This is a genomic window from Pantoea sp. SGAir0418, assembly GCF_043529865.1.
Genome location: NZ_CP027911.1, coordinates 3,978,799 through 3,993,802 on the forward strand (window position 1 = coordinate 3,978,799; position 15,004 = coordinate 3,993,802).

15 protein-coding genes are annotated in these 15,004 nt (G+C 45.9%); 9 read left to right on the top strand and 6 right to left on the bottom strand.

Annotated features, from left to right (window positions below):
* Positions 1-209 precede the first annotated feature (209 nt).
* The 4 genes from C1N84_RS18535 to C1N84_RS18550 all read right to left on the bottom strand — a co-directional run bounded on the left by C1N84_RS18535 (position 210) and on the right by C1N84_RS18550 (position 1,777).
* Complete coding sequence (locus tag C1N84_RS18535; RefSeq protein ID WP_394541688.1) at positions 210-680, bottom strand: hypothetical protein; 471 nt, start codon at positions 678-680, stop codon at positions 210-212.
* Between the two features lie 66 nt (positions 681-746).
* The gene (locus tag C1N84_RS18540; protein WP_047372581.1) at positions 747-1,115 is read right to left on the bottom strand and encodes a hypothetical protein; all 369 of its coding nucleotides are present in this window, start codon (positions 1,113-1,115) and stop codon (positions 747-749) included.
* A gap of 13 nt (positions 1,116-1,128) precedes the next feature.
* A complete protein-coding gene (locus tag C1N84_RS18545; RefSeq protein WP_394541689.1) occupies positions 1,129-1,650 on the bottom strand; it encodes a hypothetical protein in 522 nt (173 codons plus the stop codon).
* Entirely contained in the window at positions 1,631-1,777 is a 147-nt protein-coding gene (locus C1N84_RS18550; RefSeq protein WP_082137100.1) for a helix-turn-helix domain-containing protein, read from the bottom strand. Before C1N84_RS18550 ends, C1N84_RS18545 begins: the two co-directional genes overlap by 20 nt.
* 138 nt (positions 1,778-1,915) lie before the next feature.
* Between C1N84_RS18550 and C1N84_RS18555 the strand changes: the two genes are divergently transcribed.
* The 5 genes from C1N84_RS18555 to C1N84_RS18575 all read left to right on the top strand — a co-directional run bounded on the left by C1N84_RS18555 (position 1,916) and on the right by C1N84_RS18575 (position 5,203).
* On the top strand, positions 1,916-2,293 hold the full coding sequence (locus C1N84_RS18555) for a helix-turn-helix domain-containing protein (protein ID WP_047372579.1): 378 nt from the start codon (positions 1,916-1,918) through the stop codon (positions 2,291-2,293).
* Between the two features lie 454 nt (positions 2,294-2,747).
* Complete coding sequence (locus C1N84_RS18560) at positions 2,748-3,170, top strand: DUF2787 family protein (RefSeq protein ID WP_082137099.1); 423 nt, start codon at positions 2,748-2,750, stop codon at positions 3,168-3,170.
* Positions 3,171-3,258: 88 nt separating this feature from the next.
* Positions 3,259-3,810 carry a hypothetical protein gene (locus C1N84_RS18565; RefSeq protein WP_159109730.1) on the top strand — a complete coding sequence of 184 codons (552 nt, stop codon included), beginning with the start codon at positions 3,259-3,261 and terminating at the stop codon, positions 3,808-3,810.
* Positions 3,797-4,240 carry a RadC family protein gene (gene radC / locus C1N84_RS18570; protein WP_193937816.1) on the top strand — a complete coding sequence of 148 codons (444 nt, stop codon included), beginning with the start codon at positions 3,797-3,799 and terminating at the stop codon, positions 4,238-4,240. Before C1N84_RS18565 ends, radC begins: the two co-directional genes overlap by 14 nt.
* A gap of 42 nt (positions 4,241-4,282) precedes the next feature.
* On the top strand, positions 4,283-5,203 hold the full coding sequence (locus C1N84_RS18575) for a tyrosine-type recombinase/integrase (RefSeq protein ID WP_394541690.1): 921 nt from the start codon (positions 4,283-4,285) through the stop codon (positions 5,201-5,203).
* Here the strand turns inward: C1N84_RS18575 and C1N84_RS18580 are convergent.
* Positions 5,192-5,890 (bottom strand): hypothetical protein, encoded by a 699-nt coding sequence (locus C1N84_RS18580; protein WP_052958923.1) that lies wholly within the window; start codon positions 5,888-5,890, stop codon positions 5,192-5,194. The two genes, C1N84_RS18575 and C1N84_RS18580, sit on opposite strands and share 12 nt — an antisense overlap.
* A 185-nt stretch (positions 5,891-6,075) precedes the next feature.
* Here C1N84_RS18580 and C1N84_RS18585 point away from each other — a divergent pair, with 185 nt between their 5' ends.
* Positions 6,076-6,276 carry a helix-turn-helix transcriptional regulator gene (locus C1N84_RS18585; protein WP_071845961.1) on the top strand — a complete coding sequence of 67 codons (201 nt, stop codon included), beginning with the start codon at positions 6,076-6,078 and terminating at the stop codon, positions 6,274-6,276.
* A gap of 140 nt (positions 6,277-6,416) precedes the next feature.
* Entirely contained in the window at positions 6,417-7,562 is a 1,146-nt protein-coding gene (locus tag C1N84_RS18590) for a hypothetical protein (protein ID WP_047372575.1), read from the top strand.
* Between the two features lie 143 nt (positions 7,563-7,705).
* Here C1N84_RS18590 and C1N84_RS18595 read toward each other — a convergent pair whose 3' ends face one another.
* Positions 7,706-9,538, bottom strand: coding sequence for a DUF262 domain-containing protein (locus tag C1N84_RS18595; protein ID WP_047372574.1), 1,833 nt, complete (start codon positions 9,536-9,538; stop codon positions 7,706-7,708).
* 567 nt (positions 9,539-10,105) lie between these two features.
* On the opposite strand from C1N84_RS18595, the gene C1N84_RS18600 reads away from it, so the two are divergent.
* Entirely contained in the window at positions 10,106-11,608 is a 1,503-nt protein-coding gene (locus C1N84_RS18600; RefSeq protein ID WP_047372573.1) for a hypothetical protein, read from the top strand.
* Positions 11,609-11,796: 188 nt separating this feature from the next.
* Positions 11,797-14,982 (top strand): DEAD/DEAH box helicase, encoded by a 3,186-nt coding sequence (locus C1N84_RS18605; RefSeq protein WP_394541691.1) that lies wholly within the window; start codon positions 11,797-11,799, stop codon positions 14,980-14,982.
* Positions 14,983-15,004 lie beyond the last annotated feature (22 nt).

The window sequence follows — 15,004 nt, forward strand, 5'->3', positions numbered from 1 at the left end:
TTTATATTGGCTTTTCTTATTATGCATGATAACCCCGGTGCTGGCGTCTCTTTATTGGTCGGACTGTAAATCAGTCCCACACATTGTTTAATGAGTGAATGAATCCGTTCACGGCTAAAACAAGAAAATATCATCATTACAGAATTACGCGCGTAATCGCTGTACTTACAGTGACGGATATGATTTCTGGCATGATAATGCAGAGCTGATTACCAGGTGTTGCCGGGATTCATAAATGCGGAGTCCACGTAACTGTACCCGGATGCCTGCAGGTCAGAGACCAGCTCCTTCACTCTCTCCAGGTCAGAGGCCGGTGTGAAATTCTCACTGTCACTCTGTAATGGCTGAAATTGTGTCGGACTGATGCGTACGAGCCTGATAAAAGCAGGGTTTCCTGAATTCATATACCTGCCCATGATATCGATGGTTACTACCTGATTACGCAGTCTGGTATTTCCGCCACGCACATTGATGCGAACAACCGGGTTGTTGAGTATATAATACTGGCTACAGACATAATCTGTCATCGGCATCCCTACATACCCGCTTTCAGTCGGGGCCACAACCATCGTGTTTTGCATCCCCCCGAGATAGGAACCCGGAAATGCCGGGTCATGATTTAAACATTTTGCTGATACAGCCGTGGAAACAAAAAGCACAGCCGGGATAAGGATTTTCATATATTCCCCTGTAAACAGTATCTCAGTATGTACGGTAATGTGTTCCTGTTGCGACTTTCACCGGTATCAGTCAGCCATTATCCGCTCAAGTTCACCGCTGAAATAATATATATTATTTCCTTCCGGGGTTTTTAATTCCCACTGGCCTCGTTTAATCATGCAGATATCGGCCCTGAACGATATATCACTTTCCTGTATCGACAGAAAGACCGTGTCTGTCCGTATGCTTTTATTCCCTGAATATTCAATTACGCCACAGCCACTGTATCTGCCGTTTTCTTTTTGCAGCCGACAGTTCAGTGAGTAACGGTCAGTAATGCTGTCACCGGATATCTCAACCAGAATATCTCCGCGTTCAGTGATGCGGAATGTATTAAATATGAAGGAATCACCTTCGTTAAAAACGCATTGCCCTTCGAACTGCATGGTACTCATAGTCATCCCCGCTTTATTTTCTGAATATACGCACGTGGCGGCGAATGTGGTCTGTTTCGCCGTTTTCGTTACGGTAAAAATAGGCGACATGAAACGAGGTTTTGATGTGATTCCCCATAGCGGGTAAAGACCTGTACTCTCTGATAACAGAAAGCGTCAGCGGAGAATATGATAAGTCGAAAAGTATCAGAACCCCTTTCCCGTCGTATTTCAGCAGTTTTTTGACTTCTGTTGCCTGATATTCCGGACGCAGTGTGCAGGCCCGGTCATATCGCCGTCTGACAGCAAACTCCACCGCCACGTCACCAATCAAAAAATCCAGCCGACCGGAACCCCGCAGGGCACCCGGCAATATCCCCGGCACCTCCGGCGACACCTTATCCCCGAACCAGCCTAAAAGGTAGAATCTGAGCAGGGGTAAGAGTTCTCTTTCGCTGTATTCGCCGGGACACAATGTTTTGGTGAACTCCTTCCGCCACAAGGATGCATAGAGATATCTGAAACTGTTCACCACCTCACTGACGCTCACACTCATTCCTTTCCCCGCCTGTTTTTTTGTTCCGGTAACGCTGAGGCCAGACGTCCTCCGGACGCATATTCAAAGCCTGTGCAATCAGCCGTTCCGCCCCTGTATAGTGGCGTTCCATTGCTGCTTGTTTCATCACACTGATTTTCTCTTTTTTGTTTTCATCTATCTATAAGAGAGTAAATGGCTCTTTATAGTTCATAACAGATATTCATGCAAGAGTAAAAACCCCACAAACTTCCGGTTACAGACATTACCGGGAGCGAAGGAGCCTATGGCAAAGTTGACATCGGATACTGCTGACAAGAAAGTTGGCCAGCGTATTCAAATGCGGCGCAAGGAACTGGGGATGACGGCGCAACAACTGTCCGAGCAGGTTGATATCTCTCAGCAGCAGCTTTCCAGGTATGAAAGGGGAACAAACAAGATCAATGTATCACATCTGGTCAATATTGCTGCTGGCCTGAATACGCCCATCAGTTGGTTTTTTATAGACTGCCAGCCGGAGTTTGAAGGAGTGGTAGAAGAACATCAGGAATATATACCGATACAGGATGCTGATCTTAAACGACGTCTGGAGCAGATATGGCCCCGTTTGACTCGGGAACAGCGGCGGGTACTGATATTATTTCTTGACGAATATACTCAATAATCACCTGACATTTATTCTCCGTGCATAAATATAAGAATGAGTAATGCAGGATTTGGATTGATCTCTTCAATATATAATGCATAGTAACCGACTGAATTTACATGCTATCTCTCAAAAATGGCATTGCTTTGTGCATGCCATTTTGCTATACTGAATGTGCTGACACGCGTATGTTTTGTGTGTGTCAGCATTCATGGCATGATGCCATATATCACCCACCGTCCTTATTATCCTTTTTTCGGGAGAACTGCTGATGTCCACGATTCATCACTATCAGTAAGTCATTACAGAATGAATAACGGCTGCATATATTTACCTGCCGGAAAATGACGTTATTTCTGTAGCTGTCATGGCAGCTCAGTCAGAAAATATTGCCATACAAAAAGCTACTGTTTTCACCGTAAATATGCATCACCCGGTTCCATATATCCGTCATCAATAAACGGAGTTCATCATGAAAGAGAATATGACTGTCCATCAGTCAGGGCTGCACTTACCCGTCAGCCGGGCCTTTATAAAAATAATAACTAAATACTTACCCCCGCCACCGCTTATCCCTCCTGCCGTTACCCTGAATTTCCGTGACCAGAAATACTCCGCAGAATCCGGTGGCTTCCACCCGGTGGAAATCCGTCTCACCCGTCATGCGGATGGCTGGTATTTCGACTACGTGACCGATTTCAGCTATATGGGCCACCCGTGGCCGGAGCTGGAGAAGGAATTCGATGTCTGCTGGAGCCAGCGCTACATATGGCACACCCTGACGGGTGACACGGATGCAGAAGAAGGCGGGGCGCTGTTCGAGCTGTGGCAGCGCAACTTTATCCGCTACTGCCGGATGAAGATTTACACGGTTACCGTTCAGCAGGAATGCTGATAATCAGAGCAGTCAGACCACGCGCGCAGTAATAAAAGTACTCATGACGTCATGGGCCGTTAACCATCAACAATAAATGGCTCAGTATATGAAACAGCAAGACAGTAACACCCTGCGGCCTGCCGTGCAGGGAGACCTCGACACCCTTTGCGGATTGTACAGTGTGGTGAATGCCCTGAGCTGGCTCCACCCGCGCCTCAGACGAAAGCCCCTGTTCCGGGCAATGGTGCACTGGTTCAGCCAGGAGTATGACATTACCGTCTGCCTGACCACCGGCACTGAACCTGACCAGCTTGATGCGCTGCTGGACTTCCTCCGGACCCGCTACCAGCAACGCTGGCCCTTCACATTCAGTAAGCCCTTCACGGATATCCCGAAACTCAGCACCCGCCATATCCTCACGCAATGCCAGAAGTGGCTCGACCAGCGCCCCGACAGGGTGTTGCTGCTGGGAGACCAGTACCACTGGACCGTGGTCAGCCACATGGACAGCGAGTGGCTGTACTTTTTCGACAGCTACACCTACAGGCGCATCCATCACAGCCGCTGGTCCCTGCGCGGGGAGCGCGGCAAACATCAGCTTTACCGTCAGGCCATCTATTTCATCGAACGGGGAGCATCAGACCATGACCACGGGTGAGCGTTTACTGATTGAACAGGCGCGGAAGCTGCTCAGCGCCACCGTCAGACGAGGCAGGACACTGACATCCCCGGATGAAGTACGCGATTTTCTGCTGTTCACACTGGCACTGCGTGAGCAGGAGGTGTTTGGCGTACTGCTGCTGGATAACCGCAACCGGGTACTGCTGTGGCGTGAACTGTTTTACGGCACGCTGAACCAGACCGCCGTTTACCCCCGCGAAGTGGTGAAACTGGCGCTGCAACACAACGCCGCCGCCGTGATTCTGGTTCACAACCACCCGTCAGGACATCCGGAGGCCAGTGAGGCCGATATTGCGCTGACCCGGCGCTTACAGCAGGCGATGGCGCTGATTGATGTCCGTATCCCGGACCACTTTATCGTTGCCGGGGACCATACGGTCTCAATGGCGGAGCGTGGGTTGCTGTAGGGCACTCGCTGACTTTGGTTAATGTGCATTAATGGAGGCTGTATGCCGCAGCAATGCAGAACATCATCACAAACCACCATCAACCCCGCCAGCGTCTGGCTGGACGGGCTGGCCCCGACTGGACGGCGCAGTATGCGCTCCCTGCTGAACCTCTGCGCCGCCACACTCCGGCACAACGCCACCACAGACAGCCATGACTGGTCAGCACTGCGCTATGTCCATGTGGCAACCCTCCGCGCCACGCTGGCGGAGCAGGGCTATGCCGTGGCGACCCTCAATATGGTGCTGGCGGCCCTGAAAGGCGTGGCGCAGACGGCATTTAATCTCGGGCAGATGGATGCGGACGCGCTGGCGCGTATACGGGCAGTGAAAGGTGTCCGGGGCGACAGTGAAGCGACCGGACGCGCCCTGAGCAGGGAGGAGGTCAGGCTGTTACTGGATGCGACAAAGGCCCATCCCTGCAAAGTCCGCCAGAAACGGGACCGGGCGCTACTGCTGACGCTGTGCGGGGCCGGACTACGGGCAGGGGAACTGGTGGCACTGGAGACCCGCGATTATGACGTTGCCACCCGGACGCTGACCATCCGGCAGGGAAAAGGGCGTAAGAAACGTGTTGTTGTGGTGTCCCCTGTGGTCGGGAAAGCGCTGGCGGCGTGGATAAAAGCCCGTGCGGGTAACGACTGTTTGTTCTGCCGGATTCACCGCAGCGGGAGCGTTACAGGTCAGCCGCTCACCACTGCCGGGCTGGCGGGTATACTGCGCCAGCTACAGGAAACTGCGCAAATCAGCCCTTTTACGCCCCATGACCTGCGCCGCACGTTTATAACCCGGCTGCTGGAACAGGGAGCCGACCTCAATATCGTACGCCAGCTTGCCGGACACAACGATATCAGCACGACAGCGCTCTATGACAGACGTTCAGCAACGACACTGATCCACGCTTCATCAGCGTTACGGTTTTAATTTTCGGCGTTTTCTGGTCCTCAACGTTGGTGGCACTTCATTCCACTGGCGTATCTGATTGTCTACAAACTTAACATCACGCAGACGCTGGATTTCAACTGTAGCCCACTCACATTCAGGTAAATCATCTTCGTCATCCAGACTATCGGGCCCATCCCAACAGCTTACATCTGTCTCGGTGGAAATTTCAGTAAGAAGAAAATCGGGGACATCATGCCTGATGTTAGGAAATAATGGCTTATGGTTCTTATTTCGATAGTTGAAGACGGGTTCCATTGCAGCGGCATCAGGGCATTCTTTTGTCCCCTTAGCCATTTGATGATACCGATAGAGCCGCTGACCTGTTGGGGTTTTGGCCGCCCCAATTTTAGCAGGAGCTGTTTTAGGTAACATCTTTTGGGTGCCGGGCTGGTTGTAGCTGGCATTGATACAGTAACTGAGAAGATCACCCAGTAATACGGGATCTATGCTTTTGACATCTAGCTTTTCCCCGTACTGAATTTTGTAAATCTCAGCAAGTTTGCTGAGTGCATCACTCCCCAAATAGACCTTCTTGAGACTCAACCCTGCATTTCTGTATATCTGTGTTTTTTCACGGTGACTTACCGCACTGGGACTGGTGCTGTGTTGTCTGTCTGCGCTCTCGGCGCGGGTTACAGCCACATTTTTCGCATCTTCATCGCTCATATCTATGCTCACCCAAAGATGAATTGAGACTCAATTATAAACGTTGAGTCTCAATAGGAAATATTTTTTCTTTTTTTTATTTTCATATAAATCAATTACTTATTTGCAACCACCTTTCGCGGGAACGATGGCCTGCCAGAGGCGGTTTTTAAAGCGAGGGCTCCAATCACAACTGGAGTCAAACCATGACTAGCCGGATTTTGAAGAAGAAAGAAGTGCTGTACCGCTGCGGTATCTCAAACGCGACCCTCTACAGGCTCATCGCTAAAGGATGTTTTCCCTCTCAACGCCGTTTATCCCCGGAGGGCCGGGGCGTGGGCTGGCTGGAATCAGATATCGACGAATGGGTGAACAGCCGTGCGCCAACAAATCCGTCGCATCTATAAGCCTGCTATATCCCCCCTGCTTACAGATAGCTACTACTAAATCCATTAACTGGCAGTAGTGGCCATCTCCCCGTGGGGAAACATGAGAATGGTTCGCTATTGCCACCGGACAGGTATCACCCTGTCCGTAAGGAATGAGCATGAGTGACAAAAAAGTAAGCTGGCAGCGGATTGATGACCTGCTGCAAAAATCCATTTTTATGCGGTTAACCTCTCAAGGACACGAGATCTATTCCCGCCTGGATAAGCTGGCCTTTGTCTCTGATTTGAGCGAAGAAGATAATGAGGTGTTGTTTAAGCGACTGGGAGAGATGAAAACGACGCAGGTTTATAGCATCAAAAATCGCAAAACGTCAAAACGTGAGTGTGGTGAGCTGTATCACCGCGCACTGGAGATCCGGTTAACCAGTAAACCAAAGGGACATCCTGTGGCGTTGGTCATCCACTATCGCCCCACGTCAAAGCAGCGAAGGAAAACTTCGGATGTTACTCATCGTGGCGCCGTTCGTATGGAACTCAGCCCCCAGCACTATACGGCGGAGGAACTGACTGCATTGTTTCTATGGCTCGGCAAAAAAGTGCAACTTGGGCGGTATCTTTATCTTGCGCTGAAAAAAGCGTGGATAACGAACATCCATTATGCGCTTGATATCGTCGGGATGCGTCTGCATGACTACTATCTCCGTCTGAGGGGAGCTAGCTGCGGTAAGGTCTTTGTTCCCGACAACGGCATGGAAGGGATACACATTGGAAGCCATAAATCAGAGTGTTACGCTGCCTGCTATGAAAAAGTGGATGTTGTTTGCAGTGAAGGCGGAGGAGACTACGGTCAACAATCCCTGCTGGTACTTAAATCCGATCAGTACCGTGACTTTGTCCGTTTTGAACTGCGTTTATCCCCCGGTAAGGGGGAGATGCTGTTAAAGCATATCAATAAGATGGAAAATCTGTTGTCCCGTTTGACGTTTTATAGCCGGGAATTACGCAAGGATCAGCGACTGGATCCCGCCCTGGCTGTGTTGCTGGACAAGGGTATGAGCATTTCCCAGGCATTCGGTGAGCATAAATCGTCAGCGGTGGTGAATGGTAAGAACGTGAGTAGCACTAAAAAGCAGGCCGGTAAGCGCCTTGACCGCCTGATGAAAAAGTACAGTGTGCCGTTGTTTGACTCAGAGTTCATCTGGAGCCTGCTACCGCTGGTACTGGAGAAACTGGGTATTCTGGCACAGCCGCAGTACTGGGAACTCAAACATCGCCTGAAATGGCTTAAATCACGCGGGAAATAAGCCTCTCAGGCTACGCAGCGGCAGGGACGCCGCTGCTCATGATCGATTCAGATGCCATTTTGAAACCTGATGCAGATAATTTTCTCCTGAATGAACAATAAAATTATTCCTCAGGAATAATTACCCGACTTACTCATCAGGCATCAATCAACAGGGTGCGTCTTCCAGACCTCCTGCGCCAAAGCAATAAGCATTGCATGTCGCTTCTCGATGGCTGCTGCATTCCATTCCGGAAATGCTTCCAGCTTTGCGTTAATCCGTGATATGGACGTATTTAGTCCAACCTGAGTCAGTGCCACAAGGCTACGGGTCAGGTAGTTTCCGCTCTTGCTGTATTCAACTTGCTTGGCCGTGTAAAAGTCATTGCCTGCAACAATGTTGATGGGTTTCTCCAGCAAGGTCAGGTTTCCCAGTCGATTCTTGTAATCGTCATAGGCTATCCCCGGATTCTCTTCGGTCCATCTGGCCCGCAGATCAGCCTCTGGCCTGTCAGGAAGGATGTGTTCGATTTCCAGTCTGGTGAATGGTTCAAGGCTGCCCGGTACTTTCACCCCACTAAAGGCCATTTCAACGTGCTGTGTTAGTCGTGCCAGCAGGTAACGCGTCCTGTATTGTTGCATTGAATATAAGGTAAAGCGTTTCAGGGCATCGGCCAGTTCCTGATACTTACCCGCCATATTCTTCTCAAAACGATCAACGATAAATGTGTTGAGCTGAATTTTCTGTTTTACCGGGTCAGTAGTCTCCGCAATCGTGCGCAGCTCGTCGGCCCACAGGGAGAAACTGCGTTCCAGATCCTTAGTCGGAGTCCGGGTGAATATGTAGTAGAAGAGAAAGCTCTCCAGTTGTGCCACAAAATGTTCAAACAACGTCCTGGGGAAACCAGCTGCCGCCAGCAGTAATACGTAATGCAGGCTGAATGCGCCACCGGCCAGCCGCCTGAGATTATCCATTGCCACACTGGGGGTTCCGTCATTTCCCAGTCCCATTGCAAAGTTTAGGTAGTACTCGACGTTACGGATCACCTTGCGGACAAATTCAAAGGGCTTACCTGAGTAATTACACAGAGCTGTGTTATCTCTGGATACGAACCAGTCGTAGATTTCGTCCTCGCGTACCACGGAGTCATTGCGATCATTCCTGATTATGTAATTAGCCATCAGGAAATAACGGAGGAAGCGAAGTGGTTTTTCCTTCCTCTTTTCCAGAGGCTTGGTGATATTCTTCCACTCGTCCTTGAGCTTAGTAAATTCAGACGGTTCAACCTGCGTGAACAGCAGATTCTTGAGCAAGTCCATTGGGTTCAGTCCCACGCCGCGTTCGTTGATCGTTTCGAAAATCTTCAGTGCGCTACTGACGTCGGTTGATATCTGGATGAACACCACATTATTGGCAAGATAGCCCCAGTACTTCTTTAACCTGCTGATATCATCGTAGTTGTCCTTCAGGTAGTGATATAGCGTGCTGTAGGCACCGACCAGATTTTCCAGCGAACCAAAGCTGGTAATGCCTGCAGACTGAATACCTGCCCGCACGGCCTGTGGATCGGCATCCAGTTCAACCAGCCTGTCCATCACCTCACCCGCATTCTCATAACGAGGTTCAAGCTTGAGGTTGGTGCGAACTTCGCCGCCACTGTCCACATAGCTGGTCGAAACCAGCCCGGAAATCATTTGCCGTTGTGGCTCCCCCTGAAACATATGCCTGAGCGCACACAACAACAGGAAGAATGTAGTCAGCCGTTGCTGACCATCTATGACCTCGTAGTGATTCTTCTGGTCGGTCGGTGATACCAGTACGGTACCAATGAAGTATTCCCGCGTGCTACCAGCATCAATTTGTTCGCCGATGTCTTCCAGTAACTGTCGCACTTCCTTTTCCGTCCAGACATACTCACGCTGGTAGTCCGGGACTATGTAGAAACATTCCCTGAAAGCTTCCTCAATGCTGTATTTGTGGTTTTCTATCCGCGCCATATTCTGTATCCCTTGCCCGAGAATCCTTCACGCCGTCATGTCTGACAGGATGTTTTGTGTTCCTCAGACATGGGGCTGTATTAGTAGGTTAACTGCTTTTAGTCTGTACAACAGATGCCACCTGGCAATTTATTCACACGGCTATTACAGAGGAAGCCGAATGCAGTCAGGTATTAGTTCAGATGATAATCAAAAAAACGATGAAACGGAAAAATATTGATCCACTGGCAGAATGGCAGGAAAGTCGCTACATGCCATAGCCAAAAAAAAAGTATCAGATGGAGATGGTGACAGGCAGATGCCTGAGGCAAGCCTCCGCACAGGCCATATGCGTTGTATGGCTATAGTATGGGGATACAAGTATTAGCCGATCCCACGAATTCACTCCGGGCATTCCTCGGCGGATATCTTTCCTGCCATAAGGCGCATTATTGCTGATTCTGTGTTTTTAATTTAGCCCATAAAAAAGTGGGGCTAGCAAATATGATTCTTATGCGCGGTCGTAATTCATTGTGCAAAAACGCTGGTTGTAAAACAGCGTTTAAATAACTGGCGGAGCACAATAAAATGAAAGCCTATTGCACAAAGAATAATATTCTCGTAACAGAAAAGACGCTCAGGATTTTCAGAAAATCTATTTTCAGCATTCCATTTGATAATAATTGTGACAGGAGATGCAAACCTACTTATTACATATCTATAGCTATCTTTATACAGCATCTTATATGCAGTGCAACCGCCAGTAAGAATACGCGTAAAAAAGCTATTTTTGAAGGTGACGATGAATGGAGCTGTTCTGTTCCGTTCCCATATTCTCTGGGCGAGAAAGAGGCTCCCGCAGTTTTTAAACAGTCACGTGAGCTTCCTTTTGGGAGGGCACTGGAAAAGCTGGAAGCAGCGGGGCTTATCAAAATTATCGGTCATGATCCCAGCAAACATAAATGCCGTGAATTTGCGCTATCAAAGCAGTTGTTGAAAGCGTTGTTCCCGGGAGACCGCAAGGCATATCTGCGACGTAAGGATCGCTACAGCTATCTGACTGACCTTTACGGGAAACGGCAGAGGCCGCTGACACTGGAGGAGATGATTGCGCAGGCCTCCATCAAGAAGCCCGTGGTTTGCCATCAGGTGTCAAAGCGTAAAATCCCTGACACAGCATTCAGGGAGCGGGTCACGCAGGTCTACGGGCAGCTTGATTACCTGCATATCAATCTTGATGCACTGAGGGATTACTGCAATGCACATCCCACTCCTGTGAATATGATGTACTACCACAGTTTTATCAGCCATCTCTGCGATGTGGGGGTGAAAATCATCAGTACGAGTCCGTTGATTGTGGCCTATCGTCAGTCCTACAAAACCGCCCGTCTGGGTGGGCGTTCGTTCGAGGTAGGTAAGGGATTTCAGTATCTGCCAAAAGGCATGAAATGGGCATGTCTGGCGCGGGGATATAACTATGATATAAAAAGCTGTCAACTGGAGCTTCTGCGGCAGGAGCTTAAGCGCATCGGCGTGTCACCCAAAAACCTGAAACGCCTTGAAACCAGCTATATCATGAAAGAATTAGATGTTAGTGAAGATGACGTTAAATGCTTTCGTTTTTCGACTATTTTCAGCGCAGCTTTTGTCAGTCTGTCATCAAAAAGTGTGATCAGAAAGCGTCTGAACAAACAACTGGGAGTTGCTGAGGCCAGCAATGTATTAAAACGCTGGAAAAAGCTGGTGAAACCACTCAGGAGAGACCTCAAGCGACTTATTGATGATTATCTGTCATCCGGTAAGACCAATCGATATGGGCTTTGTGTCAGAAATGCCGTGGGGCAGAATTTTAACTGTACATGGAAGAATGTCCGGAAGGAGAAAAAATGGCAGCCTATGCAGATGCGCCGGAAATTGCTCGCCCATATGTTGCAGGGGCTGGAAAGCAGTGCTGTCTATGATTATGTTGCCAGCAACAACGGAGTATGCGCACTGGAACACGATGGTTTTGTCAGTATGAGCAAATTATCCGAAAATGGCTGGAAACACCCGTATCTGCGCATTGTGCTGAAAAATGAGGTATATGCCTAGAATAATTACCATTCTCACTAAGAATGGTAAAAGTAATAAGCATTTTGAATTAAAACTTAAAAAGAGAACCAGATCACAAAATACTTTAATCGATCTACCCTTCAAGATTGTGTATAATTCGTACAACCTTGTGACTTATGTTTTTTAACGACAACGTTCCGTTTCTTATTAAAAATAAGGATATCACATTGAATACTAAATCTGATGAAGTAAACAAAATTATTACTCAAGAAATAATTTCATTTGATAAGTCGATTTACTTTACAAAGAAAAATTATCAAATAGGAACGTTATCAAATCTTGCCTTCAAGGCTGGAGACTGGCTCTTTGATAAAAGTCACATAAAAGATAATATATACTCGCTCAGCAACTCTAACATTGGGGTATCATTTCTTGCTGAATTGAAAGGCAGCACTTATCATATACGTGGCGACATAAAAAGATTATCTGATAATAAAACATCATTCTTTGATAACGTAAAAATAAACGGTAAAGGGGAATCAAATAAATCTCTTAGACCTGCACAAATTGGTGCTATTTATGCATTACTATCTCATTGGTCATTGTCGTCAGAAACTTGCACAGTTGTTCTACCGACAGGCACAGGTAAAACAGAGACAATGCTTTTAGCATCTCTTGCTGACAAAGCGACACATACACTAGTAATTGTCCCTTCAATAGATCTTAAATATCAAATCGCAGATAAGTTTTCTTCCTGGGGGATATTAAGAGAATTAGGAGTAATACCGAACCCCACTCCAAACCCAACAGTATTAATGCTAAAGGAAGGTCTAGCTTTTTCTGAGGAAAGCATAGGATTACTCCATGAATCTGATGTTGTTATAACAACTCCTGCGCTTATAGCAAGGGCATCTCCGACATTACAAAAAACAATATCAGATATATTCACACATGTTTACTTTGATGAAGCACATCATATACAGGCATCAGAGTGGGATATAATAAAAAAACTTTTTTCAAAATCTAAAATTGTACAATTCACCGCAACGCCCTATAGAAATGATAAGAAACCAATTGAAGGAAAGATCGTATATAACTATCCTTTATCTCACGCATTAAAAGATAATTGTTTCTCCAAGATATCATTAGTTGCTGTGGATGAACGCCATCCCAGAAAGAAAGATTTAGCTATAGCAAATGCGGCCATGTCGAGGTTAATTACAGACAGGAAAAACGGATGGATAAGACATAAGATGATGGTTCGCGCTGATAATAAAAAGCATGCTATTGAACTTTTTGACATGTACAAAGAATTATTCCCAAATGAACGAATAGCGATTGTATACACAGGAGTCAAGAATAGAAGAAATCTGATTAGCGACATTAAAAATGGGGCATACGACATAATCGTATGCGTTGACATGCTAAAAGAAGGTTTTGACTATCCTGATTTTAAAATTGCAGCTGTGCATGGACTACACAAATCATTAGCGGTTTTGTTACAATTCATCGGCCGATTTACTAGGACTCAAGAGGGACTGGGTGATGCTTCATTTGTTGTGAATTATGCTGATGAAAAAATATCCATTGAATTAGAAAATTTATTCCAAGAAGGTTCCGGTTGGGAAGAAGTTATTAGCGAAATAGCTGATGCAAAGAAAAATGAAGCAGAAACATTACTTAGTTTTCTCCAAGGATGTAAACCTTTTTCTGGTTTTGATTCTCCAAATATAGACCTAAATCCTAAACTTGTTTATCCTGCACTAAGTACTGTATGTTTTAAATGCAAAAAAGCAGAATGGAAAAATTTCAAGAACGCATTTAATTTAAATAAATATTCCCTATCACAACCATTTATTAATAAAGAAGAAAATGTCTTTTATTTCACTACACAAAAGAGAGAGAAGGTGAAATGGGCCAGAACAGACAAAATGCGTGACCAGACGTGGGACCTCATTGTTATGCATTATAATATATCTATGAATCTTCTTTATATTGGCTATTCCGAGAAAAAATTAGATATTAATTTTTTAGTTGAAAAGATAACGGAAGATAAACCTACTCAGTTAAGAGGCGACTGCGTTTTTAGATCTTTTGATAATATCAAGCGCCTTAGTATAATTCATGCTGGGATTTTCAAACCAGCTAATCATCTTCACCGCTACTCCCGTTTAAGTGGGGCAGATGTAACAACTGAATTAACAAAATGGAAAGATGGCCAACGCTGTCAAAAATCAGATTTCGTAGGTATCGGTTTCCGAGATGGATTTCCCGTTAGTGTCGGAGCATCTGTTAAAGGAAAAATATGGAGTCCCGCCCGTGTAGGCGATTTGAAAGAGTGGAAATCTTGGTGTTTAGAAATCGGTAATTTAATTACAGATGAGAGTATTGATGCCAATAAATTATTAGAAGACTCTGCTCAGAAAACACAATTATTATCATATCCTGAAAACATAATCATTCTAGCAACAGACTGGTCCGAAGATTTATATGAGAGAATTCATAAAATCACGATAGAACGACCTCAGAAGGAATCTATATTATTAGCAGAATGTGCTTTAAAAAACATATCACATAATAATAACCATGCGTTCTTTGAGATAATAATTTCAGATGAGAAGATTCCATTTTCAATAGTACTTGGAGGAGAGAGAGGTCATAGTATTGAAGGGTTAGATGAGACAGATATTTACATTGAAGGTTTAAAAAGCAATTCACTATCATTAAAACAGTTTTTTGAGGAAAATCCCCCAACGATGTTTTTATTAGATGGGTGCACTATTTCTGGATGCATTCACACAAACTATGGCGAGTCATTTGAGGTTCAAATTCCATCAGAAAGAATAACAACACTGGAATGGGATGATGTAAATTACACGGTAGAATCATTATATAAAGGTGATAAAATCCGTAATAATTCTATTCAAGAATATATGATGATACATCTTAAAAAAAATGGTGCCCGGATTATTTTTAATGATGACAATGCTGGTGAATCATCTGACATTGTAGCAATATTCGTCGAAGACGATTTAATAAGATTTGAAATGATTCATTGCAAATACTCAAAAGAAACATCAGGAGCAAGATTATCAGATCTTTATGAAGTTTGTGGGCAAGCTGTCGTATCTCTACGTTACAAATGGAAACCAGAAGAACTCCTTAAACACATGGAAAGACGTAATGGCATGGGTATTTTGAAAAATAAGAGATTTTATCATGGAACTCCTGACGATCTGGAAACTATAAGAAAAGCATTAAAATATTCAAATGTGGAGTTTGAGTTTTCAATTGCTCAACCAGGTGTGGAAAAATCAAAGTTATCGATAGACATGAGAAATTTCCTGGGTTCAATTTACTCAACGATCATTGAAATGACTGAAACAAAATTAAAGTGTTATTTCAATAAATAACCCCTAAGGCCCTTCGTTACGA